Below are 25,970 nucleotides of genomic sequence, written 5' to 3' on the forward strand. Positions count from 1 at the left end.
ATTATTGATAATCTGGGTTCTGAATCAATAATTTATTCTTATTCATCTCACTGCGCGGAATCGGGAAAAAATACGTTCGTTTAACCCATTCCCGGTTTTCAATGACAACGGGCGTGATTGTTGGTGCAGTAGCCGTCTCCCGATTGGCCAGTAATTCATAAACTATTTTTACACCATGCACCGGATGGTAGGCCTCGGGGCCGATGACCCATCGTCTGACATCGTAAAAACGATGATCCTCCAGTGAAAGCTCTATCCGCCTTTCGTTTCGATACCGGGCAAGCAAGGCTTCTCCCGACTCCGTGATACCCGGCAAACCGGCCCGTTTCCTAATCAGATTAATGTAGGTCCGCGCCTCTTCCTCTTCACCCAATTCAATGCATGCCTCAGCATAATTAAGTAATACTTCGGCATATCGGAAATATCGCCAGGGTACCGTTTGCGGATCAAATTGCTGGTTCACAGATGCATCAACCATCTTCCGGCTGTATATCCCCGTATAGCTACCGTTATGTGGGGCAAACGGTCCTCTTCTCGTGTCAAGTCCCCATTGTTCGGTTACTGCGCCCGAGGCGGCATCCCACCGGTGCCAAACACCGGCTTGTATCACACCGATAGGGTCTATCACACTTGCATCAGCCGGCCGTGGTTTAAACACCGCCCCCTCATAGAGCACATTCGCGTAGAATCTCGGTTCCCGGTTTTTGTACGGTTCCTTCGCATGTACCGGATTATTCCAGCTGAATTTTGTCCCATCAGCCATTTCATAACTATCCACCAGTTCTCCCAACAGTGAAATGGTGCTGGTCCCCCCATATCCATTCGGGGTACTGAACCGGCCAAACCCCCGTGCATCTGCAAGTTCATTGATGTACTTCACAAAGATATCTTCGGTGGTTTTCTTCAACGTGAAAAGTTCAATGATGTTCTGAGAAACAGCTTCAGGCGATTCTGGATCTGCTTTGTATAATTCATATTGCTGGAGATCGATCACCGCTTTGGCTGCATCTTTCGCCGCTTGCCACCGCGCCTCCCGGTTCCCATCCGTGTAGCCGATCAGCTCGGGATTGGGATAAGAAGAAAACACCGGTGTATTATATAGGTCGCTCGCTGCAAAAAGAAGTACCCGGGCCTTAAGCGCCAGCGCAGCTCCTTTAGTGGCCCGGCCATCATTTTCCCCACTCTGTACTTCCGGCAATAACGCCGCAGCTTTGTCACATTCACTCACAATGAAGTCAATGCACTCCGCATAGGTGTTCCTCGGCACCAGAAAATCATCATTTAATCCGTATACCTTAGTGATAAGCGGAACCCCGCCAAAATAATTAACCAAATACGTATAGAGAAAAGCGCGCTGGAAAGTCACTTCGCCCGTCATTCGCTCGCGAAGTGTTTTCCCGTCCGCCGTTCCATCAGGCCATTCGATTTGATCAGCGTGTTCGAAGAATAGATTGCAATCCCTGATGGTCTTGTAATACTGTGCCCAGCTCCGGAAAGAGTTACCCCGGTTTGGAAGATAGTCGGGAGACAATTCGATAAAATTAAAATTCAGACCCGCGAAGGTTTGATTTGATTCGTCCACCAATCCACTCTTCATTCCCTCGGTAAATACAAAATCGAATTCATTATATATTCGATTAATGATTAATTCTACCAATGCCGGATCCTTCCAGACATCTTTCTCAGAAAACTCGTTCAGTGGATTGGTATTAAGTATGTCACTCGTACAGGCGGTCATCCATATCAACAACACCCATACTAATAGTCTCTTGTGATAAGCTATACTTTTCATATCCATGCGATTAAAAAGTTAATGCCAGTCCAATATTGGAAGTCTTGTCATTGGGGTAAATGGTCCCTGTTGTCTGGCTGTATGCAGATTCGGGGTCAAAATCCTTCAATTTGGTAAAAGTCAGCAGATTTTGTCCACTCAGGTAAACCCGTAGCTCCGTTACGCCAAATTTCTTCAGGATTTCTTCCGACAAACTATAGCCAATTTCAATATTCTTGAGTCGTAAGTAATTATTATTTTTGGTGTAATACGTGTTGTTGAAACCGGGATTTGCCCGCCAATATTCACCGACACGGTTGTAGGCCCGTGGTTTCGAGGCGTCGATATTATCCGGTGTCCACCTGCCTGCCACGTTCTGCATCAGGTAGTTGAACCCTTCTCCTTCGGATTCCATATAAATGCTTCTCACTGCGCCTGCAGCTCCCTGAAAAAGGATCGTAGCATAAAAATTCTTGAAACCTAAATCGATTGCCATGCCTCCCGTTAACGTGGGTATATCCGATCGGTAATCCATTTTCATATCCCGGCCGTCAATAGACCCATCGTTATTCACATCCTCAAAAATAAGATCACCCGGTCTAGCAGTCGCGATATGCGGGTATGCATCAATCGCCGCCTGATCCCGGAATATACCGATTACTTGGTAATTCAGCTTGGACCCAATTGGATGACCCGTTGATTTCTGGTAATCAGGCACCCCCGGCGATTCGTCCCAGTATTTGATCTTGTTTTTTGCAAATCCGCCATTTACCGATATGCCATAGGTAAACCCTGCCGACGTATTACCATAATAGCTTACTTGTGCCTCAAAGCCTTGATTAACGACTTCTCCGATATTTTCACGGGGTAGTGTGAGGCCCGTGGATTCAGGGACAGATGCATTCCGGAATGCTAGAATTTCTGAACGTAGATTATAAAAGTAATCGGCCGAAAATTTAAATTGTCCACCAAATAGCTCGCCATCAAAACCTATGTTTGTCTGATTTGCAACCTCCCACGTTACACTCGGATTGGGGATTCGGATGGGAGAGAGTGTCTTATTGGGGACGTCCTGATCAAACATGTAATTGGCATTTGATCCACCCAGGGCATAGCTTGACAAAAACTGATAAGCAGCAATGCGATCATTGCCCGTCTGCCCCCAAGAACCTCTAATCTTAAAATAATTAACCGATGACAGGCTTTCTTTCCAGAAATTTTCGTCGGAAATCACCCAACCCAGCGATACGCCGGGAAAGAAGCCAAATTGCTTACCCTCGGGAAATATGTAAGAACCATCGTACCGCCACACAAATTCCACCAGGTATTTGTTGAGGTAATCGTAGTTAATACGCCCGAATGCATTTAAACGGGCACTGGTGCTGGCCGAGCCATTGTTATCTTTTAGGAGGTCACCTCCGGCAAACAGCTGGTCTAATGCAGTGGAAGGAAAATACCTGCGGAATGCAGAAACAAACTCCGAGTCCGTTGTGATCCGCTCTCCGCCGATAAGAAACTTGAGATGATGTGTATCGGCGAAGCTTTTCTGATAGTTGATCAATGTGTTCAGGCTAATCCGGTTTCCATCTGTCATCGAGTGTGACAGACTGGGATCGGCATAACCCGTAGGTGAACCGATTAGCACAGGCTGCCCCTGTTCATCATACGTTTTACCGTCCCACGAATAAAGCGTCCAGGGCTTCTTCCAGATCTTGTCATTCAGGATGTTCTTGTCGAAAGAAGCGTTGCCCGACACGGACAAGCCATCGATCCCAGGTATGGCAATATCCAACCGTAGATTCGTCTCAACAATGTACCTTCTGTCTTTTTGATATCCCGTGGCATCCGTGGCCATCAAAGGGCTTTTTCCCAATTGGGTATCCGGTCCGGGCAATCCATTCGGCCAATAAGCCGTAACGGTTGGCAACCCGTTGATGGTAGCGGCCCAGATGTTGGCCGCCGGTATCGTCGGGTAATTCCGGTTTTCCTGACGTCCTAACAAGTTAAATCCCAAGTCGATATATTCCGACACCTTTACATCAAAGTTGCTACGTATATTCGCTTGCGAGTAGTTCGTTGCGCTGTTCTTATAAATACCGTCTTGGAAATTGGATCCCAGCGAGACAAAGTATTTGAAATGATCAGACCCCCCGTTTACGGACAGACTGCCATAGCGCTGTCCCGCACGGGGCTTAAATGTTTCGTTAAACCAATCTGTATTGGGATACAACCAAGGATCCGAACCGTCGTTGTATTTCTGGATCTGTTCTTCGCTATAAGGCTGCGGAGAACCGCGGTAGAGACTCACTTCATTGATCATCTGCGCGTAACTGGCGGCATCGGCCATTTCGGGAATGACGGTTGGACTGTTCCAACCCTGATTGAGACTGACTTGCACAACCGGTTTGCCGGATCGGCCGCGCTTGGTCGTTACCAATATAACGCCGTTGGCGGCCTGAGCACCATAAATAGCGGCAGAGGCATCTTTCAGCACGGTAACACTGAGTATATCTGCCGGATTCAACCGCGTCAGGCTGCGGTTGGCAATGCCATCGATAACAACAAGAGGCGAGTTGTCACCCAAGGTATTTGTACCCCTGATCCGGAGGCCGGCATCGTCTTTCCCCGGTTCCGAGCCCCGGGTGACGGCTGTCAGACCTGGCAACCGACCGGCGAGCGAATTGCTGAAATTAACGGTTGGTGCGGTTTCCAGCTTTTCGCCACTAACGGTAGCGATCGAACCGGTAACCGTAGCCTTTTTCTGTTCGCCGTATCCCACAACCACAACCTCGTCGAGGTCCGACGCTGTTTCTTCTAATATGACATCCACGGAGGTGCGTTGACGTACCCGCTCTTCGACGTGTTTATAACCAAGGAAGGAGAATTCCAGAACTGCCGTTCCTGCGTCCGTGATCGCAAGCTGATAAATGCCTTCCGTATCTGTTGCCGTCCCGATAGAAGTTCCTTTCACTTTGATGCTAACGCCCGATAATGGCTCGCCGCGTTCATTGGATACCTTTCCCCGGATAACTGTTTGCATGACGCGACGTTCCGCTTCGCGAGAAGAAGGGGGACTAACAGCGGCACTCGGCATGCGCATTTTTTCCTGTAATACAATCGATCTATCTTTGATCCGATAGGTATAGGGTAATCTACTAAATAACTCATTTAGCGCTCTTTCTAGTGATACATTCTTCAGTTGGATACTGATCTTGCTGGTTTTCACCGCGTCAGAAGTCCAGAAAAAAAGATATCCACTTTGTTGTTCAATCTGTTCCAACACCTCATACAACGGTACATTCCGTGCATTGAGCGTTATTTGCTGTGCATAGGAATATGCACCTGCCTGTAGATTGATTGCCGTCAATAGGATGATGATAATCCGCATGATTCGGAAAATTTGAACGATCGCCCGTCCGTCTGAGACGGTTTGAGCAAATGCATTTATTTTCATACTTTTGTTCTGCTTGGGTCAGTAAAATATTTGCTTTGGAAACTGTAAATAGCTTGCCCAACGATTGGCTGGAGGTGTTCACGGCACTTCCGGCTTTATAAAGGTGCTCTGTTTGGTTAGTGGTAGGAAAATCTCGTTACATATCGTTACTCCTTTCTTTCATCTGACCGGACGAAACCTTCCGGTTCATGGTTTGACCAATAAAATGTGTTCATTTTCTCCTCGCTGTTGGATTTCAAAGCGGAGCCCCCCCAAGTGCAACACTTCCAATACTTGAGCCAATGTATAGTCACGGCTAATGCGACCGTAAAAGTGCAAGACTTTTGGATTCCCTTCGTATACTATTTCAATATTGTACCACCTCGAGAGTTCGGCCATCGCTTCGTGGACATTGGTTTTGTTGAAGTAAAATATCCCCGATTTCCAAGCAACTGCTTCCTCGGTGTCGACATGTTTTTTGCTAAGACCTTCCGACCGGCTCACGGACGATTGTTCGCCGGGCTGCAAAATAGTGGTTTGGTCAGCGTGGCGAACCTGAACTGCACCGCTTACGAGGGTGGTCTTAACCGTCTCATTCGTATACGCATTTACGTTGAACGAGGTTCCTAAGACAATTACCTCCTGGCCACTGGAAATTACTTTAAACGGTTTCTTTTCATCGCGAGCCACTATAAAATATCCCTCCCCTTCGATTTCCACGATACGGCTATCACCCGTGAATTCAAGTGGGTATTTTAATGTAGATTGGGCATTTAACCAAACGTGGCTACCGTCACTGAGTACAACCTCGTATCGTCCTCCTTTTGGTGTGCTAATCACAGCATGGGAAGCCTCAGCGTTCTCAATCACATCGGTCCCATCGTTGTAGTGAATTTTACCCGCTTCCATCACAACCGCGGATTTGCTGCTGCTGAGTTCCAACGGCTTGCCGCCGCCTAGTGTCAAGGTGGCCCGGTTGGTTCCGGGCAGTATAACCGGCGAGGCATTCTTTTCCTGATTGTCAGAAGGCGCAATAAAGTTTTGAAAAACCAGACTTCCGGCAAAATAAGTGGTGATACCGACAAGTAAAACAGCTGCATATCTCCAAAAGCGGTGCCTCCGCTTTTCAGGGATATTTTCTTTATTGGCCGGTAAGGGTACTGCCTCGCGGATACGAGTGTCCATATGGCGAAGAATCTTTTGGATCCGTTCGTGTTCTATTTCCCCAGATGGCTCCACGTCGGCAAAATACTCGTCTATCAGCAATTGCAAATAACGGGATTCTTCTGGATCGCAAAAGCCTGCTGTCAGTTTCTTTAGATCTTCCAGGCTATAATTGCCGCCTATGTACTGCTGAAATAATTGGCGCCATTTTTCTTTGTCAACCATCCTGTCGTCGAACTGATGTCTCTTAAATACGCCTGAACGAAAAAAAGTATGACAGTGCTCCGTGAAATAATTTCAATGAGATTATCCCTCTAAAAGAAAAATGGAGAGAAATAGCGCAATAAATGGAAGCTTAGGGTTCACCAAACGATTGAGGTGCTGCATGGCACGGTAAATATGCTGGTTGATTGTAGCCGGTTCGATACCCAATTCTTCACTAATCTCCTTATAGCTTTTTCCATCAAGCTTGTGCAACACGAAGATTTCCCGTTGACGTTCAGGCAGCTTTAGCAACGCGTCACGGATTAGCCGGATATTCTCTTTACTGATGACTTCCTCTTCAATGTGGTAATAGCTATCGGGATTCTCATGCAGCAACTGCTCCTGCAAAATGATCTCCCGGTGTAGTTTTCTGAAAATATCCGTAACTTGATTGCTGACGATGCGGAATAAATAGGCTCGAAATGACCTGTCGGGGTCGATAGTCGATCGATGCTCCCAAACCTTTAGGAAAAGGTCTTGTAGCACATCTTGCACCAATTCATCTGCTTTCAATAATAGAAGAACCCTGCGGGCAAGCGGGTCTTTATACCGGTCGTAGATTTCGTGGAATGCGTACACATCTCCATTACGCATCCTTTCCAGCAAATCTTTTTCATTAAAAGGGTCGCTCGACCGTTTCAAAATCTAGTCTTACTTGGTTACTCCGGTAAATTTACAATATTCCGCAGGTAAACGAAAATTTATTCATACCTCAATGCCTCCACGGGGTCAAGCCGGGAGGCTTTTGATGCCGGGTAATAACCAGAAAGCATACCAACCCCAACACATACGGCTACTCCCAATACCATCCAGTGCCAAGGAACGATGAAGCTCGCTCCCATGATTACAGCCAGAATATTGCCAATCAATATCCCCAGAAAAATACCCGCAAAGCCGCCCATCAGGCAAATGACCACCGCCTCTGTGAGAAACTGCCTGCGGATCACGCGTGGCGTAGCGCCGATGGCTTTACGTATGCCGATTTCGCGGGTACGTTCGGTAACAGATACGAGCATGATATTCATCAGACCAATGGAGGCACCGATAAGCGTAATCAAGGCGATGACAATTGCTCCCCATCGCACGTACATTAAACTATCAAACAGTATCTGTGCCACGGCATCACTCTTGGTAATTTCAAAGTTGGTTTCCTGCCCAACCCGTACACCACGCACATTCCGGAACACCGCGGTTGCCTCACCGATTGCCGAGTCCATATGCTGCGGATTTCCCACCATGACCGTGATGGTATACGAAGGCTGGCCAAACGCCATCACCGCCCTGGCTTTTAACAAGGGAATGATACATGTTTTGTCACCGCCAAACCCGCCACTCGATCCCTTGTCTTCCAAAACCCCGATGATGGAATACCGTGCATTGCCAATCGTGATAAACGCGTCAAGCGGATCCTCGTTCTCCTTAAATAACCGCTCCACAATTTCGGAGCCGACAATGACCACATTATTCCCGTACTCAATTTCCCGCAGCGAAAAATTACGGCCCAAAGAAAGTTTATAACCGGCGGTTTCCAGGTAATTCTCGTCGGCGCCGAGTATGTTGATATTCGGATTTGTCTCTTCGCTTTTGTATTTGGCAACCGCACCCGTCGATGCATACGTGCTCAACGATACCACCGCCGGGTAATCAAACTCTTTCTTAAAATCCGTGGCTTGATAATACGTAATAGGCGGAAATTGCTTGGGTCGCTCACCTCCACCCCCAATTCGCACATTTAATCCCCTATTCCGGATGTTAAAAGAATTGGAGCCCATTGCGGAAAAGGAATCGGTAAGCGAGCTTTTAATGGCATCGATCGATGTCAGAATCCCAACCAATGCCGTGATGCCAATCGCAATAATCAAGGCTGTCAAAAAAGTGCGCAATTTATTGCTACTGATCGACTGCAGCGATAGCTTTACATTTTCCGTATTGGACATTTGTACCGACATCTCACGTAATTAACGCTAATTAGACCCGGCCCGTAGCGGAGTGTTACAAGTTTCTGCTTATTTCTTCGTTTGGCTGAAAAGCCAGGGAAGTAGATCAGGCTCAGCAAAGGCAGCATCCCAGCTGTTGTGATTGGCAGTTGGATAAAACGTGTACTTCGGGTGGGCACCAAGCCGAGTTAATTCCGCAACGATCGCATGTGAGTGCGTCGATGGCACCACATCATCCTGCTCACCATGAAATATCCAAAGCGGAATTTTGGCATATTTCTTAACATTGGATGTATGGTCGCCCCCACAGATGGCGAATGCGCCGGCAAACACTTTTCGCTTGCGCCGCAAAGCTTCATAGGTTCCCATCCCGCCCATCGATAGCCCGCCAATATACACCCGCTGCTCATCGACCGCTTCATTCTTAAGCACATCCTTTACTAAACGCAGGAACAAGGCCATTCCTGCAGATGGTCTGCCGCCGGTGCGGAAATAGAATTCCCGTCCACCGCCTTCCTGAGATTGAATACCTACATTGCTCCAGTACGAATCGGCCGGGCATTGCGGAAATACCACGATAGCTGGAAACGCCTTGCGCACACTATCCGATAAAAACAAGTCCCCTCCGTGCATTAACTGTTTGGCGTTGTCGTTTCCCCGCTCGCCCGCCCCGTGAAGGAAAAACAACACCGGGTATTGTCCGTTAGCGTCGTAGTTTTCCGGATACAATATCCGGTAAGGAAGCGTGTCTCCGCGGTGAATAAGTTGTTTCGGCTGAAAAGCCGAAAAATCCTGCGCATAGGTAACCATGGAGATCAATAAGCAACTAAAAAAAATCAGCGTGGTTTGTTTCATAGTTAAACTAGGTCAACTTTTCTTATCGATCAAAAGTACTATTTTATTCTTTTCTGCCAAAAAAAGTAGGAAGATTACGTTGCGGATTCCCCTTTAAACGATTATCTTCGTACTAAAAGCAAACGAAGTTATGAAACCTGCCGTAATTACCACACTCGCCCTTTTTATCCTTCTTTGCTCAAATTTTTCGCTGTCTGCGGATGAGATCGAAATAAGAATCACCAAAAATTACCTCAACTTTCCGGTGTCGCACCAGCAAGACCGGGCTAAAATGATCTTTCAGGTGGAGGGCAAACCCGACCTGTCCGTCATGATACGCCTCGCCGCCGATGATGCCGACTATTGGGTGTTTAGGGATGTATCCGCACTGAAAGGCAAAACGATTAAAATTACCTATGAAGGTACCGGCAACGGACTGAGTAACATCTATCAGGATGACAAAATTGCCGGACAGGATCGTATGTATAAAGAAAAAAACCGGCCCCAGTTCCATTTCACTACCCGGCGTGGCTGGATAAATGATCCCAATGGATTGATCTACCACAACGGGGAATACCACCTTTTCTACCAACATAACCCGTATGAAAAGGAATGGGGAAATATGCACTGGGGGCACGCCGTCAGTAAGGATCTGGTCCACTGGCAGGAATTGCCTGTGGCGTTGTTTCCGGACGAAATTGGCACGATGTTTTCCGGCTCGGCCGTCATTGACCACGCCAATACCGCTGGCTACAATCAAGGCGACACGCCAGCGATGATTGTGGCTTACACCGCCGATAGCCCGGAAAAACAGGTGCAATGCATCGCATATAGCCTCGACAACGGGCGCACCTTTACCAAGTATGACGGAAATCCGGTGATTGACTCTAAGCATAAATGGAACAGCAAGGATACGCGCGACCCAAAGGTGTTTTGGTATGATCCGGGCAACCATTGGGTCATGGTGCTCAATGAGCGCGATGGGCACTCCATTTATACGTCCGCAAACCTGAAGGATTGGAAATACGAAAGCCACGTAACCGGATTCTGGGAATGCCCCGAACTGTTCGAGCTTCCGATTGACGGAAACACTAATAACACCAAATGGGTGATGTATGGCGCGTCGGGAACGTATATGCTGGGTTCTTTTGATGGTAAGGTGTTCACGCCCGAAGCGGGGAAATACCAATATACCACGGGCTCCCTTTATGCCGCACAGACGTTCAGCGAAATGCCAGATGGGCGCCGTGTGCAGATCGGTTGGGGGCGTGTCAGCCATCCTGGGATGCCGTTCAACGGGATGATGCTGCTACCCACTGAACTGACTCTCCGTACAACAAAAGACGGTCCGCGGCTAGTTAACGCCCCCGTAAAAGAAACCGAACAATTATTTGCTTCGGCCCGGCAGTGGACAAACCTAACTTCGGATCAAGCAAACGAATTGCTCAACGAATTTGATCACGCAGACCGCCTGCGGATAAAGACCACCTTCAAGCTGTCGCACGCGACCAGTGCCGGACTCAACCTATTCGGACAACGGATCGTAGACTACGACCTGAATCCTAATACGCTAAATGGCGTATTCTATTCACCCGAAGATATGACCAGTATGGAGCTATTTGCCGATATTTATATCGACCGCACAACCATTGAGGTATTCATCGATGGCGGAGCGTATTCCTATTCAATGGAACGAAAACCCGAAAGCAACAACAAAGAAGGACTTCTCTTCTGGGGGAATACGATCACAATAAAGACCTTAGAAGTCTTTAACGTGCAATCCATCTGGGAATAACAAACCACAATCCGGGCAAACTAAGTGGGGACGAAAGTTGTTGAATAGAAAAACTAACATACATGAACGCACTACCAATAGGGATTGCATTGCTATGTGCCTTCCAACAGGAACCTTCATTTGAACAGCAATTGATAGACGACAAGGTATCCATTGGTTATGGTATCGCCATCGGCGACGTGGATGGCGATGGCAAACCGGATATTTTATTGGCCGATAAGAAAGCATTTGTCTGGTACCGCAACGGCGATTGGAAAAAGTTTGTCATGGTAGAAAATCTTACCGAGCATGATAATGTGTGTATCGCAGCACGGGACATCGATGGCGACGGAAAAGTAGAAGTGGCCGTGGGTGCACAGTGGAACCCCGGCGAAACGGCAGATACCACGCAGTCCGGTTCCGTCCACTACCTCATCCGTCCGGACGACCCCACCCAACCGTGGTCGCCCGTCAAGCTCCATCACGAGCCCACGGTGCACCGCATGCGCTGGGCCAAAGCGGGAGAAAACACGTATCACCTGATCGTCTTACCCTTGCACGGCCGGGGCAACAAAAACGGGGAGGGAAAGGGGGTAAAAGTGATCGCCTATGAAAAGCCCCAAAATCCCAGGCAGCCTTGGAAACATTGGGTCGTCGATGAGTCTATGCACCTCACACACAATCTTGATGTACACAACGAAGGCGAAAGCGAATGTATCTATATCGGCGGCAAAGAAGGCATAAAAGCCTTTTCGTACACCAAGGGCAAGTGGCGTTCCAAAAACAGCTTAAAACAGTTGGGAAAAGATAGCGGGTTTGGGGAGCTTCGTTTGGGAAAAGTGGAAGAACAGATTCCACTATTGGCCGGCATTGAACCCCTGCACGGCAACATCCTGACCGCGTATGTACCCCGTAACGGGGCGCGGAAGCTCAATCAGGCAGAACGTATCGTGCTCGATGAAGACCTCCACGAAGGGCATGGTTTGGCCGTAGCCGATTTTATGGATCAAGGAAGAGATCAGGTCGTTGCTGGATGGCGTAAGCCAAATAAGGCGGGCCTAATCGGCATCAAGTTATACATTCCCTTCAATTCTCTATGGGAGGCTTGGAGTGTGCGGGCAATTGATATCGGAGATATGGCCTGTGAAGACCTGGCTGTAGCCGATTTAAATGGAGATGGCAAACCGGATATCATTGCCTCCGGGCGGTCTACCCAAAATCTCAAGATCTATTGGAACCGGACCGGCGATTAACTCCGGCGGGCCGTTCTCCTTTGATGAGTTCGAAAACGGTTATTTCGGGTAAAATACCCACCCTGCCTGGATAGCCGAGAAATCCAAACCCGGTATTGACATACAGTTGCTGATGTCCTTCGTGATACAATCCCGACCATTCTTTGTAAATGTATTGTGCCGGGCTCCACTGGATATTGCCCATACGCACGCCAAATTGCATGCCGTGGGTATGACCGGCAAACATCACATCCACATCTGGTTTGCAGAGTACCTGCGCACGCCAATGGGTCGGATCGTGCGATAACAGTAATTTCACCGGCAGATCGTCCGTTCCCTGCAGCGCGTCGTCCAGCTTGGCAAATTTGGGAAACCGTTTTCCCGCCCCCCAGTTCTCCACACCGATAATACCGATTTCCGCATTGTCCACGGTTAGCTTACGGTTTTCGTTAAGCAGCAAGTCCCAGCCCATCACCTGGTGTGTGTCTTTCAGATCCTGAAGGTTTTTCGCCTTCGCCGGTGACGGTTCGGGACCAAAGTGGTAATCGCCATAATCATGGTTTCCCAACGTGGAGTAAACACCCAGCGGCGCCTGTACCTTCGCAAAAATATCCTGATATTCGCGCATCTCATTGGCCAGATTATTCACCAAATCCCCGGTAAAAAAGATTACATCCGGCTTTTCTGCCAATAGTAGCTCGACGCCCCCCAGCACCGCTTTCTTATTGTAAAAACTACCGGAGTGTACGTCAGATAACTGACCGATTTTCATTCCGTGAAACTCGCGGGGAAGATTCGGCAAATAAAGCTTTTGCCTACGAACGCGGTAATCGTAAGCTCCCGAAATAACGCCCCATCCCATGGGAACAATCGGCAGCGAGGCAACAACAATCCCAGCCTTGGTCAAAAATTCGGAGCGGCTGATGCCTTTCACCGGCCGCTCGGGCAACGGTTTCGAAGGAGCCGCGTCCGCTACCGCCTGCTCATTTTTGGAAGCAAACAACCGCTTCATCCACACGCCTCCCCGGCGGATATCATCCGCCAGCAAGACCAAAATGAATATGAATTTGCTTACGAAGGTCAAGAAAAAGGCAACCAAGATGATCGCCCGGAACATTAGGGGAATGCTGAAATAAACACTGACAAAAACGCCGCCTACCAATAGCAGGCTGTATCCCCACCATACTTTCGGAAATGTCGGAGACGACGCCCACTTCAACCGCGTCGACCGCAATGCCTTGTAGATGTAAAAATCTATCAAGAGCAAAATAACTGTATTAAAGATAATCATGAATGAAATTCCTCGTTCGGATTGCAGCTAGTTTATCGCATCGTTATCTTGTAGCCGTTGCTAACTGCTGCAGCCCTTTGATCCACAAGGGATGTGCATTTAGGCTTTGGACCAGTTGCACGTGCTCACCTCCCAGATCTTTAAACTCTGTTGCATATTCTGTGCCAACTTCGTAGATGGTCTCCAAGCAGTCGGACACAAAAGCCGGGCAGAAAACAAGCAGCCGCTTTTTACCTTTTGCCGCTACATCCTTCAATACATCGCTCGTATACGGCTGTATCCAAGGCGTTTTGCCCAAACGCGATTGAAAACAGACGGTGTACCCTTCCGTTGAAAGCTGAAGCTTTTGGGCTAACAGGCGTGTGGTGGCATAACATTGGGCAAGGTAGCAATACCGGTTATGTCCCGCAATACGCTCGCGGCAACCCGCTTTTTCGCAATCGTGTGTACCCGAAGCCTCTACATCAGTCAGCTGCCTCACCGGCAGCCCATGGTAACTGAATAAGACGTGATCGTACGTTTCCGGTTGGTGGGTTAATGCATTTTCCACAAAAACGTCAATCATCGCTTCGTTGTCGTAAAAATCATTGACCACCGAAACCTCGGGAAACGTATGCCATTTCCGCATCAGTTCCATCACCTTGTCAATCACCGATCCGGTACTCGCTGAGGCATATTGAGGAAATAACGGAATAACCCGGATACTTTCCAGGTTCATCGGCTTGAGATTAGCCAGCGCCGACGCGATGGAAGGCGTCTGATACCGCATCGCTAATTCAACATGATAGTCATCACCCAGCTGCTCCTGTAGCAGCCGTTGCTGAAGCTCGCTATAATATAAAAGCGGAGAACCTGTTTTATCATCCCAAATGGCTTGATATAACTTGGCCGACTTGGGTGCTCGGAAGGGGGCGATAATTCCCCGCACCAGCAGGTTCCGGCGCAACGCAGGGATATCGATGACCCGCCCGTCCGTCAAAAACTCGACCAGATACTTTCTTACATCGGCCACGGAAGGACTATCAGGCGTGCCCAGATTGATCAACAAAATTCCCTTGCTCGGTTTTTTACTCATCGTCTGCAAAGGTACGGATTTATATCCGCGGCCTTACATAGCGGGTGCCAATTTGATGTTCAGATGACGGTCAATAGCGCTCTAATACTTCTTTCACCTGCTCCATGAGCCACATGGGAGTAGAGGTCGCGCCGCATACACCTACGGTATCCCCGGCCTCGAATAGTTCGGGTTTCAATTCAGATGGATCGGATACAAAAAAGCTATTGGGGTTGTGTTTCAGGCAAACCTCATACAACACTCGTCCATTGGACGATTTCTTTCCGGAAACAAATACCACCTTATGATAGCTGCGGGCAAAATCACCCAACTCCTCATACCGATTAGACACTTGCCTACAGATGGTATCGTTGGCCTTTACATCGTACCCCCGGTTCTGCAGCTCTTCCTTGATTGCATAAAATTTATCCACACTCTTGGTCGTCTGGCTGTAGAGCGTAAACCGGTCGGGTAGTTTTACCCCATCCAGCTCGGAAATGTCTTGAAAGACCAAGGCATCACCGTTGGTCTGTCCTTGCAGGCCAATAACTTCTGCATGGCCGTGTTTACCGTAAATCAAGACTTTCTCCTGCTGGTCAAAGGAAGTTTTTACCCGATTTTGGAGCTTGAGCACGACCGGGCAGGAGGCATCGATCAACGTGATGTTATTCTCCAAAGCAATGCGATAGGTTTCAGGCGCTTCGCCATGCGCACGGATCAGTACCTTCTCGTTCTTCAATGCAGGCAACTGTTCATGGCCGATGATTCGCAAGCCTTTTGCCTTCAGCCGGGCGACTTCCTCATCGTTGTGCACGATATCGCCCAGGCAGTACAGGTAGCCATCTTCTTCCAGAATCTCCTCAGCCATATCAATGGCGTAGACTACTCCGAAGCAGAATCCGGAATCTTTATCGATCGTTACCTGTAACTGATAGGCCATCCTGCCACAAAGGTACGGATAAATAACTATAATGCAATCGATATAACCTGCAACAACGCATGTATGTTACAAACAGAAAAATCGAGCGGTCGCATAGTAAACAAAAGCGTACCGCCCGATTAAGATGCTGAACGCACCCGTTATTCACCAGCCTGCGGTCCCAAAACCGTTCCTTCTTCGGGTACCGGGAGTGGCTCCACATTCCGCTCCGCACCCGGATATCCGATATTCTGATTAATAACGCCCTTGATGTTTGTATTGATCGCATTGGCGGGTACCGGCCATAATATGTGATGTACACTCACCTTATATTCGGCCCATTTGTGTTTCACCCCTTTATTGTAGAAGTTGCTCCGCGCTACGACCCGGTCATACCAAAAATTAACCCCTTCTTGTTTAACGTTAGCCCCCGTTCCTCCTGGACCGCTGAGGTTTTGCAAGTTATATGTACGGCCACCAAAAATCTCACACGGCTTTCCGGTCTTAGCATAGATATAAGAGATTCTAACTAATTCAATATGGCGATTTTCTTCGTAATAAAGTTCCCGGGCCCGTTCATCCAGTATCTCGCCGATATTGACATCGCCTGCAGTCAACGGTTCGGCTCCCGCTCGCGTACGTACTTCATTCAATGCTTCTGCGGCAAGTGTAAATTGATCTTTCCAATAGTATGACTCCGCTAACAACAAGTATACCTCTGCCGATCGATAGATATACCACGGGGTTTCCCCGCCTTGCCATTGCGTCTGCAGGGGGTCGGGTACAAACAACTTATAATGGGGCCAAGAAAACCAGGTCCGTATCGTGTCTTCCACACTCATACTTGCGGGCTTTTCAAAGTTTTTTCCATACCACGGGCTTCCACTGGTCTTCAATCCGGGTGCGTTATACCTCAAATCCTCCATGCGCCTCCAGCTATCCCGGTTGCGAATGCCTCGCAGATCGTTCGCTTCCTTATCGGCACGCCAAATCTCGTTGGTAAAATACCAGGTTGGCCGCAGACGACCGATACCCCGACCATAGGACTTATTTAAATCCATTTCAGGATCTGTTTCGCCTGCCGCCGGTGCGATACTTGTACCGGTCTGTCCATCCGGTGTTTTGATATTCCCACTGTTCCAAAAGGGAACAGCATTCCGCATCGTTTGAATACGGTCTGACCCCTCCTCTTCCGGATAAGAGACCACATACATCAATCCCTCCGTATTGGACATGTCCAATTTTGCTTCCACACTATGCAGGTCGAACATCAAATTGGTGTTCGGTTTCCCTTGATTCGGCGTAAATCGGTTCCTCATCAGTGGATGCTTCCCGACAACCTCTTTGCCTACCGCGATTGCACGGTCAAAATCGCCAAGCACCATGCAAACCTTCATAAGTAAAACACCACATGCGGCTTTAGAGGTTCTACCGCGATCTACTACTTCGGGCACCCACTGGTAAGCAAACTCAAGGTCCTTCTTCATCCGTTCCAAAATTCCCCATCTGTCATAAGAATAGAAATCGTATTTAGGCGCTTCGATTTCCCAATCCAGATAGGGTATATCACCGAACTGATGCGTTAGTTTGAAATAACGGTAGGCGCGATGGAAATAGGCTGATCCTAAAACCGCATTGCGTTCCTCCTCACTCCCGAATTCAGCATTATCGATACGTGATATGATTGTGTTGGCGTATTTAACTCCTTTATAGCCCTCATACCAATACCAACCTACCTTTGTGAAATCCGTATGATTCAATTGCGCATCCGGTAGCAATGCCACATCCATGTCCATTTGCGGACCCGCTTTGTCTGTGGTGCCTTCTACCGCGACTTCTGACTGAATAATCTCCGTTAAGATTGGCGCATTATCGCCAAAATATTCATGCCGCATATTCCGCTCTAACGTCGTAAGTGCGGAATACATTCCCTCCGCATTGGACAATGCGATTCCCGGTTCGTAAAATGACAGCGGCTTAGGGGTTAACCAGTCTTCACTGCAACTGACAACGGTAAAGGCCGTGGTCACAAACACCCAGAGTGTTTTTTTATAGATCTTTCTGCTATTCATCTTTTTGTGTTTTTCAGGTTAAAGCGAAAAATTGATACTCATGTTGTAGGTCCTCGGAGTGGGCATACCTCCCAAATCCGCGTTATCATACGACTCCGGATCGCCGAACGTCCATTGAGGTGCCCAAAAAGCAACGTTACGTACCGTAGCCGATATCCGTAAATTCTGGATATTGATCGACTGAAGAAAGGAAGCCGGTACAGCGTAAGAAAGCGAGACATTATCCAGGCGGATAAACGATCGCGATACGTAATTGGATCCGATGTTCTTGGAACCGATTCGACCATAATCGTTTATCGGATTATCCGGTGTCCATCTTGGTTGTTCATAGTCCGTGGCTCTGTCGGCAAAGTTTGCATTATTGGCGGCGCGGTTGTAGGTGTCGTAGTGCCCCCAATTGGAGTAGATGAAAAATGAGAAATCAAAATTCCCGTAGCGGAAATCGTTGCGGAGTGACCACCTGAACCTCGGGGTTGTCCATTGCTGGAAGATGCGGTCTTCGTCAGTCATCACACCATCCCCGTTTTGATCTTTGTATTTAAAATCGCCCGGTTGCAGCCCATAGCGTTCCGCAGCATCTTCCTCGCCGACTTGCCATACGCCAATCCGCTCATAGGACCAAATTCGATCGGGATCCTGGCCGATAAACCAACGGTTTTTTATATCGTCGGCCTCTCGCTGGCCGATCACATTGCCATTCGCATCCAACACATCCACCATATCGCCATAAAGCTTTTTAATTTTTGTCCGATTGAGCATAAAGATGGCAGAGGCGTTCCAATTGAATTTTTCGCGCTCAATAATCCGGCTGTTCAATGCCACCTCAAATCCCTTATTTTCCAATTCACCCAAGTTAGCGGCCACACTGTTGAATCCGATAATTTCCGGAAGTGCGCGGTCTACCAGCAAATCCAACGTGGTAGACGTATAGAAATCCAGCGCGGCACCGAGCTTATTGTTGAACAACGAGAAATCCAACCCGAGGTTATAGGATGACTTATTTTCCCACCGAAGCCCTAAATTGGCCATGCGATTGACGTAGAGCTGGGAGTAAAGGTAGATGTTTCCATTTTGATCGATATAGGGATGCAGGCCGGACGTCATATCAGAAAGTGCCTCGTATTGTCCGATGTCCCGATTACCGTTACGCCCCCACGACAACCGGAGCTTCCCATAATCCAGCCAGCTTGACGTGCCGCCCATGAACTTCTCGTCAGAAAAATTCCACGCGAACGCCAACGCCGGAAATGTGGCGCGCGGATTTTGTGCCCCGAATGCCGAATACCCATCGCGGCGCACGGAAGCCGTCAGCATATAGCGATCATGCAACGAATAAAACAACCGGGCCATCAGGGCATCACCCGTGCGGTAGGTATCGTCACTTTCGTTCAACGGTACCGCCCCGGCCTGCAGGCGATGCCACCCAAGGATATCACTGGGGCTATAGTTTGATGCGGTGGCCTTGGTCCGCCAAAACTGACCCTTTTCAGCATTCTGCAATAGGGTCACCTCGAAATTGTGGATGTCAAACCGTTTGTTCCACCTCAACACATTATCAATTTGCCAATTGTAGGTTTTCTCAAACGTACGCTCGGAACGACCGCCGCTATTGGCCCACTCGGGATTTTGCGACGATTCGTGATTGTAGTATTCCCGCCATACGTACGAAGGGGTAAAGTTCGACTGAAACTCGATACCGAAAGGCAACGTTATCACACCAAACAGACTTGCATTCAAGGTATTGTATTGATCCACCCGGTCTCTATACAAGTTGTCAAAAAACGGGTTCTGGGGCGTTGGATCACCAGTCGGCAGCCTTCGATAGGGACTGGCGGGATCGTCGATGTTATTTGATCCATACGGCGAGATCACCGCCGATTGTGCCCAATTCGCCTCTAAGAAACCTTCATTCCGTGTTGCAAAATTGGCATTGGCACCAACACGGAGGAAAGACGTGATCTTGGACTCTAAGTTTAGTCTGGAACGTAGGTTTTTGAACCGATTACCGACAATGATACCCTCACGGTCCACGTGATTTACGGACCAGTAATAATTGATGTTATCTGTTCTGTTCGATATACTGACCGAATAATCTTGCTGAACCCCTTGTTGGAAAACAAGATCCTGCCAATCGGTTAGGCGATTGGCCATATAGTTATCGATTTCAGGCGTCTTGAGTTCCAACCTCGAAAGCCAAGCCCTTGTGAGCTGTTCGTCGGTTACGGATGCTACCGGATCATTTTGGTCGTAGTTGTACCAAGTCAACGGGTCTACTTGACTTAATTTCCGGGGGTCCACGAACATCTCGGGATATTCTTGGTGGTATTCGTCCGTCCGTCTTCCCATTTCATAGTCATACCGATAGGCCAAGAACTCTTCACCGGTCATGACGCGGGGCATTCCTGCGTTTTCCACTAAACCCAAATTTCCGTTAAACGAAATCTTTGGCTTTCCCACCTGTCCCTTTTTCGTCGTGATCAATACCACACCATTTGCCGCCTTGGCACCATAAACCGCCGACGCACTGGCATCTTTTAGAATATCGATGGACTGTATGTCATTCGGGTTGATGTCCGATAAGGCACCATCGAATATCACACCGTCCACAACGTGCAAGGGGCTACTGCCGGCTTTCAAAGTCCCCTTGCCACGGATAAGCAGCGAGGCATCTCCTTTTGCTCGGTTACCCTGCCCGATAATCATCCCAGCAGCATTTGCTCGCAATAGGTCTTGTACAGACCGGGGTGCCTGGGTTTCGAGCTTTTCTGCCTGAACGGAAGCAACAGCGCCGGTCAAATCTTTCCGTTTTGCGGTCCCATAACCGATAACGACCACTTCATCGAGGTCTTGGATATCTGCCTGTAAGGTAACATCAATAACCGTACGCTGTTCTACTTGAATTTCCTGCGTACTGTATCCCGTAGATGAAAAAACTAGCGTATTTCCTCCCTCAGGCAATGCGAGGCTAAAAGCCCCTTGGGCATCTGTTTGCGTGCCCGTCCCCGTGCCCTTTACTACGACCGTTACGCCTTCCAGGACAAATCCGGCATCGTTCTTTACGGTTCCCGAGACAACACGTTGAAAAAGATGATTTTTAATTAAAGAAAATTTACGATCGTGCGCTTCTAAATGCGGTACCACAAAAAGCGGTAATATCACTAAAAAGAATCTAGTTAACTGCGTTTTCATTGGTTTGTTTTTTGGTTAAAATTTAGACGAAATCAATGACGACTGACTTAAATAATCGCCTCTTCATAAAAATCCAGTGGTATACCTAAGTTGGATACCTAACGGGACCATCAATCGTATTCCGGTTGAAGAATCCGTAAATGTGTGTCATGAAAACCTCCTTGCTTAGTTACGTATTAATTGGTCATTTTATCGTCGGACGGCCGTTTTTGGAATTTGCATGCGCAGGGACGCCGGCTCTTGCTAACTGAAAAATTCAGACATAGAAATCCCCGGCCGACAGAATTTTGCTTTTTCCGTAGCCTGCAAATGTTATTGCAAGACCTCAGTTCTCCTGATCAAATGATCAACGGATGCTGCTCGAATTGCCGTTTACGTGTTACCGTCCTTTGACATACTCCGTGCCATATGGAAAGCGCTGGTCTCGCGCCAATAGGTTATTTGCCTCTTTGTCTTTTTTGTATTTTTCCTTCTTCGCGTTCCAATACAATTTCCTCCTCAATTTCATCGCCGTATGGGCGATCAAGCACGCAGAGCCCGACCGGTGGGCAATTTCGGCGTGACTGATTGTTTGGTTACCATCCTTTATACATTCCAGCCAATTGGTATGCTGTTCAGGGCTTTTGTAAAGTTTGATTTCATTCGGGCCGATTTCAGATTGCAAGATCTTTGGGTCGCTCGCTTTGAACGACTCATGCTCTTTACCTCCCGCAGCGGTCGGATCGGAAGCCGTTACACCGACGTTTCCCCGGGAAACGAATATCCACCCCTCAGTGCCCTCAAACCGCACGCCGTTGGGATTGGCGCCACTGATCTGCATAACAACGTTATCGGGGTATAGCATCTCCACCTCAAAATCTCCATGCACGTTCCACAAACCATTGGAAGGAAATGTAGCACGCCCTTCTGCTTCAAGCGGTCCAGACAGTTCGGTACCCATGCCCCAATGGGCAATGTCTATGTGGTGAGACCCCCAACCGGTAATCATACCGGCTCCAAACTGCTCACAGCGCAACCAGCCCGGGCGGGAACCAATATCCGTCTGTGAATGCACTCTGTCTAATGTATAGGGTACCAGGGGCGTGGAGCCGAGCCACATGTCGTAATTCAGGTTATCCGGTATCGGCATTTCAGCCGGGTTACCGCCGGCGGGATCTCCGGGCAGCCCGATTATCACCCGTTTTAGCGTGCCTATGCGACCGTTACGAACCAATTCGCACGTGCGGTGGAATTGGGGCCAAGGACTGACAGACCGTTGCTGGCTGCCTAATTGGAACTTAATGCCCGTCTTCTTTACCGCATCGGCCATCATCCGCCCTTCCTTAATCGTAAGCGCCGTGGGCTTCTGTAAATACACGTGTTTACCGGCAATAGCGGCTTCCATAGCAGGTTGTGCATGCCAATGGTCCGGCGTGCTGATTACAATAGCATCGATATCGGTATTCGTCAACAGATCTTTGTAATCGCTATAGGTCTTCACATCTACGGATGACTTTGCTCCCTTGTCGGCATAAAATTTTTCGATCCAGGCCTTTCCATGTGCCAAACGTTTGGAGTCCACATCAGCCACGCCGATCACCCGTACATAATCATGCTTCATTACTTCAGGCAGATCGTGCGTCATAGCGATCCGCCCGAAACCAATCTGCCCGATATGTATGCGGTTGCTGGGTGCATTCTTCCCAAAGACCGACGATGGTACAATCGAAGGAAATGCCGCGGCGGCAAACAGGGCCGCAGAACCGGTTGCTGCCTGCTTGATGAATTTCCTTCTGTCCAGATGTTTGTTCTCACGATCCATAGTCTAAAATTTATAATGTTTAACGGTGTTTAACTTCATCTTGCGGCGATGTGGCGTACGCCTTGCTGTAATCGAGCTTCTTGCCCTTGCCGATCGCCCACTTGATGCCTCCCAGAATATGTTCCCTGAAATCGTCATCAAAATAGTATTCCTTGTTATGTCCAAGCGATGTATACCAAGATCTTCCGCCGTCAAATTCATGGCACCATACGGAAGGGAATACGTCCCCGAATGTGTCCAGCCTCTTCGGGTTTTCCCCCGCTAACGTCGTTGCATCATTGACGGCTATCACATGCAGGTTAACGGCCATTTCTTTCAGGTAATAAAATTCATCCCCGCGGTTTCGCTGCCACCTATTCTGAAGATGTGCCACCGATGGATGATTGTGGTCGATAATGTTCACGGTAAAGGGTTGGTTTTTATCATGCCAGTAAAACTTGGCGCCCAACAGCTGCTTAAACCATTTCCAATCGCGCTCGGTGCCCGATGCCGAATGAATCCCAACAAAACCTCCTCCTGCTTGTATGTAGCGCATAAGCGCTACCCGCTGTGCATCTGTATCGAAAACCACATTATTTGTATTGGAAAAGACCAACACATTATACTGCTTCAAGTTATCGTCCGTAAATACAGCCGGGTCCTCACTGGCATCTACTTCGAACCCATGCTGCTTGCCTAATTCTTTGATCGCAACGATGGAGTTGGGTATATTGTCGTGTACAAAACCTTTTCCATTCTTGGTATAAACCAACACTTTTATCTTTGACCATTTTACCTTTTGCGCGTTTGTTTCTTGAACAGATAGCACGATGATACCCGATAACAAGATTGCCAGCCAAGAAGCCCGTGCGCAAAAACCGTGTTTTCTCATAGAATTATTGCCTTTTTTGTTGTTTGCCTTTTTTGTTCTTATCATACGATTTCTCTCCTTATTTGCTAATTTAGCTTGATGTTGAATAAACCCGTCACGATTAAAGACCTCGCTGCCCGGCTGCACTTGTCGGTTTCTACCGTTTCAAAAGCATTGAGCGATTATCCGAAAATCGCAGTCAGCACCAAACAGCGCGTAAAAAAACTAGCGGAGGAACTGAATTACATTCCCAACCGGGCCGCCATTTATTTTAAACAACGCAAATCGTTTACCCTTGGCATCATTGTTCCCAGCTTGATGGATCATTTTTATACCATAGCACTTGACGGATTTGAAAAAGTGGTCGCTTCCCAGGGGTATCACGTGATTGTCGGTCAAAGCCACGAAAGCTTTACCCGTGAAGTTGAGCTCATGTCCGTGATGCAATCCAGTTCCATTGACGGCCTGCTTATATCCATTTCCAAGGAAACCAAAGAGTTCCAGCATGTGAAAAACCTCGAACTTGCCGGCATACCCGTCGTGTATTTTGCCAGAAAGCCCGTGATTGCCTGTCACAGTGTAGTAAGCGACGTTTACCAAGCTACTATCGATGCGGTATCCCTGTTTGTCGCCCGAGGCCACCGGCGCATTGCTTACCTAAATGGCCCAACTTCTTGGTCAACCAGCAAAGGCCGTTTCTTGGGCTATCGCGACGGCTTATTGCGCAATAGCATACCCTTTGATCCTTCATTGGTTGAAGAAACGAACTTCAATGCGTCGGAAACACAGGCGGCCGTCAGAAAGCTGCTCCTGCAAGACCATCCGCCAACCGCTATCCTCTGCTTTAAAGACTACATTATGCTCGACGTGATCAAGTGCCTCCGCCAACAATTCCCCGAGAAAATCCATTCCATAGACCTCATCGGGTTTGGGGCGTTGCCTTTCTTTGACTATGTGAACCATCCACCCTTGGGCTCCATACAGGAACAGCCCTACGTGATCGGCGAAAAAGCCGCGAAAATGCTGCTTGACCTTATAAAATATCCTGACAAAGAACGCACGGCACAGCAACTTTCATTGCCCTGCTCATTAAAGCTTTTTGAATAGCCTTGCAAAGAGCTATATCTTTTGCACGGTTATTTCCGGCGGATGCGCGAATGATTGCCATGCAGACTCCGCTTCATCTGCCGACAGCCTCCCATCGAAAACCAGCAACCTGTATTTCAGCGTATAGGTATGCCCCGCTTTCAGCACCCAATCTTTATTTTTGGTCGGAGAGAAATTAAAAAACTGATCCCCCCTTCCGCCGTTTCCGTCAAAAGGCCATACCCGGATCGGCTCCGGAAAATTGTAATTTTCCGGAAAAGACATGAACAGGATACCTCCCGGCGTACCGCCAAGATCGCCTGACACGATTGCCCATCGTTCGAGCGACCCATCGGCATCCTTCCATGTCTTCCCGCTGGATGTGCGTACTTCGCTGTTCTGATTGGTCCACTGTTCGGTCGCCCGGAAGCCCAATCCCGCATAGCGGTATTCTTTCAGAATCACATCCAGTTTTTCCGTCGGTTTAAGCTCGGATGTGATATCACAGGCATACCTGCTCTCATCCATGGGAAATACCTGAATTTTCCAATTTTCACGAATAATACGTTCCTCCTGCCCGTCGTTAAAAATCACATGATCGTGAACCACATCAAACCCTGCGAACACCGACCCTTGTGCTATCCGATCAAACTTGACAAAACGTACGGTTCCCTTATGGTCTTTCAGGTTCCACAAATCATATTCTTTGCCATCGTAACTGATCTTCGTCCACGGGTTCCAGATACCGTAATGATGATAATGATCGGGAGGCTGGATCCGGGTAAGCACCTTTCCGGAAGGCGTATATAACGGATGAATATAACCACCGCGGCCGTACAAAGGGTCTACCCCCTTGGGTGGTGCTTTTACGGTGTAGCGATACGTTAACAAGGGTTGTTTATCCTGCCGCTTCAACACCAGGTCGTCTAGCTGTTTATCGGCCAATGTAGACGGCACTTCCGTCGGCGTCCCGTTCTCCAATTCAAAGATTCGAACCGATCCCGCAGGGGTTACGCCATCTAACTTCCAATATATGTGTGTTTCTGTATGGTTAATCACCTGAAACGGCTTTTCCACCCGTCTGCCTTCAGCAATTTCCACCAAACGGATTTTCTTGACCGAGGAGATTCCAAGCTCAGCGAGGGATACATTAACCGGCAAATTCGTATGGGCCACTGATCCCGCTGAAACCTCGATCCTGATAATCGGCTTCCTTCCCATACCATATAATACCGGAACAAACAATAGAAAAGCGATACTGAGAACTTTTAACATAATTACATAATCGGTTTACGAAAC

Annotated in this window: 17 protein-coding genes; 3 read left to right on the plus strand and 14 right to left on the minus strand. The window is 48.3% G+C overall.

The features are described 5' to 3' along the window. Window position 1: 1 nt before the first annotated feature. The 6 genes from BMZ56_RS11435 to BMZ56_RS11460 all read right to left on the minus strand — a co-directional run bounded on the left by BMZ56_RS11435 (window position 2) and on the right by BMZ56_RS11460 (window position 9,424). Window positions 2-1,792, minus strand: a complete 1,791-nt coding sequence (locus BMZ56_RS11435; protein WP_090627231.1) for a RagB/SusD family nutrient uptake outer membrane protein — start codon at window positions 1,790-1,792, stop codon at window positions 2-4. 10 nt (window positions 1,793-1,802) lie between these two features. Continuing rightward, window positions 1,803-5,225: a TonB-dependent receptor gene (locus BMZ56_RS11440; protein ID WP_218146546.1), complete on the minus strand. Its 3,423-nt coding sequence runs from the start codon at window positions 5,223-5,225 to the stop codon at window positions 1,803-1,805. A gap of 186 nt (window positions 5,226-5,411) precedes the next feature. After that, window positions 5,412-6,593 (minus strand): FecR family protein, encoded by a 1,182-nt coding sequence (locus BMZ56_RS11445; protein WP_090626732.1) that lies wholly within the window; start codon window positions 6,591-6,593, stop codon window positions 5,412-5,414. Between the two features lie 81 nt (window positions 6,594-6,674). Next, window positions 6,675-7,274, minus strand: coding sequence for an RNA polymerase sigma factor (locus tag BMZ56_RS11450; protein ID WP_090626733.1), 600 nt, complete (start codon window positions 7,272-7,274; stop codon window positions 6,675-6,677). A gap of 59 nt (window positions 7,275-7,333) precedes the next feature. Then, the gene (locus BMZ56_RS11455; RefSeq protein ID WP_090626734.1) at window positions 7,334-8,581 is read right to left on the minus strand and encodes an ABC transporter permease; all 1,248 of its coding nucleotides are present in this window, start codon (window positions 8,579-8,581) and stop codon (window positions 7,334-7,336) included. Between the two features lie 57 nt (window positions 8,582-8,638). Beyond that, window positions 8,639-9,424, minus strand: coding sequence for a carboxylesterase family protein (locus tag BMZ56_RS11460; RefSeq protein ID WP_090626735.1), 786 nt, complete (start codon window positions 9,422-9,424; stop codon window positions 8,639-8,641). A 130-nt stretch (window positions 9,425-9,554) separates the two neighbouring features. Between BMZ56_RS11460 and BMZ56_RS11465 the strand changes: the two genes are divergently transcribed. Next, window positions 9,555-11,198 carry a glycoside hydrolase family 32 protein gene (locus BMZ56_RS11465; RefSeq protein WP_090626736.1) on the plus strand — a complete coding sequence of 548 codons (1,644 nt, stop codon included), beginning with the start codon at window positions 9,555-9,557 and terminating at the stop codon, window positions 11,196-11,198. Window positions 11,199-11,260: 62 nt separating this feature from the next. Then, on the plus strand, window positions 11,261-12,430 hold the full coding sequence (locus BMZ56_RS11470; RefSeq protein ID WP_090626737.1) for an FG-GAP and VCBS repeat-containing protein: 1,170 nt from the start codon (window positions 11,261-11,263) through the stop codon (window positions 12,428-12,430). On the opposite strand, the gene BMZ56_RS11475 is transcribed toward BMZ56_RS11470, so the two are convergent. From BMZ56_RS11475 to BMZ56_RS11505, 7 genes are all read right to left on the minus strand, one after another. Further along, complete coding sequence (locus BMZ56_RS11475; RefSeq protein ID WP_090626738.1) at window positions 12,399-13,700, minus strand: metallophosphoesterase; 1,302 nt, start codon at window positions 13,698-13,700, stop codon at window positions 12,399-12,401. The genes BMZ56_RS11470 and BMZ56_RS11475 overlap by 32 nt on opposite strands. A 43-nt stretch (window positions 13,701-13,743) precedes the next feature. Further along, a complete protein-coding gene (gene hemH, locus BMZ56_RS11480) occupies window positions 13,744-14,775 on the minus strand; it encodes a ferrochelatase (protein ID WP_090626739.1) in 1,032 nt (343 codons plus the stop codon). Between the two features lie 70 nt (window positions 14,776-14,845). Beyond that, on the minus strand, window positions 14,846-15,694 hold the full coding sequence (locus BMZ56_RS11485; RefSeq protein WP_090626740.1) for a 4-hydroxy-3-methylbut-2-enyl diphosphate reductase: 849 nt from the start codon (window positions 15,692-15,694) through the stop codon (window positions 14,846-14,848). 140 nt (window positions 15,695-15,834) lie between these two features. Further along, a complete protein-coding gene (locus BMZ56_RS11490) occupies window positions 15,835-17,745 on the minus strand; it encodes a RagB/SusD family nutrient uptake outer membrane protein (RefSeq protein WP_090626741.1) in 1,911 nt (636 codons plus the stop codon). Between the two features lie 18 nt (window positions 17,746-17,763). Next, a complete protein-coding gene (locus BMZ56_RS11495; protein ID WP_090626742.1) occupies window positions 17,764-20,934 on the minus strand; it encodes a SusC/RagA family TonB-linked outer membrane protein in 3,171 nt (1,056 codons plus the stop codon). Window positions 20,935-21,313: 379 nt separating this feature from the next. Continuing rightward, the gene (locus BMZ56_RS11500; protein ID WP_090626743.1) at window positions 21,314-22,735 is read right to left on the minus strand and encodes a Gfo/Idh/MocA family protein; all 1,422 of its coding nucleotides are present in this window, start codon (window positions 22,733-22,735) and stop codon (window positions 21,314-21,316) included. A gap of 19 nt (window positions 22,736-22,754) precedes the next feature. Further along, the gene (locus BMZ56_RS11505) at window positions 22,755-23,606 is read right to left on the minus strand and encodes a ThuA domain-containing protein (RefSeq protein WP_090627236.1); all 852 of its coding nucleotides are present in this window, start codon (window positions 23,604-23,606) and stop codon (window positions 22,755-22,757) included. 78 nt (window positions 23,607-23,684) lie between these two features. Between BMZ56_RS11505 and BMZ56_RS11510 the strand changes: the two genes are divergently transcribed. Beyond that, the gene (locus tag BMZ56_RS11510; RefSeq protein ID WP_090626744.1) at window positions 23,685-24,692 is read left to right on the plus strand and encodes a LacI family DNA-binding transcriptional regulator; all 1,008 of its coding nucleotides are present in this window, start codon (window positions 23,685-23,687) and stop codon (window positions 24,690-24,692) included. Window positions 24,693-24,704: 12 nt separating this feature from the next. Here the strand turns inward: BMZ56_RS11510 and BMZ56_RS11515 are convergent, their stop codons facing one another. Next, the gene (locus BMZ56_RS11515; RefSeq protein ID WP_090626745.1) at window positions 24,705-25,946 is read right to left on the minus strand and encodes a DUF6807 domain-containing protein; all 1,242 of its coding nucleotides are present in this window, start codon (window positions 25,944-25,946) and stop codon (window positions 24,705-24,707) included. Window positions 25,947-25,970: the final 24 nt, after the last annotated feature.

Source organism: Parapedobacter indicus (genome assembly GCF_900113765.1).
GTDB classification, from domain to species: domain Bacteria; phylum Bacteroidota; class Bacteroidia; order Sphingobacteriales; family Sphingobacteriaceae; genus Parapedobacter; species Parapedobacter indicus.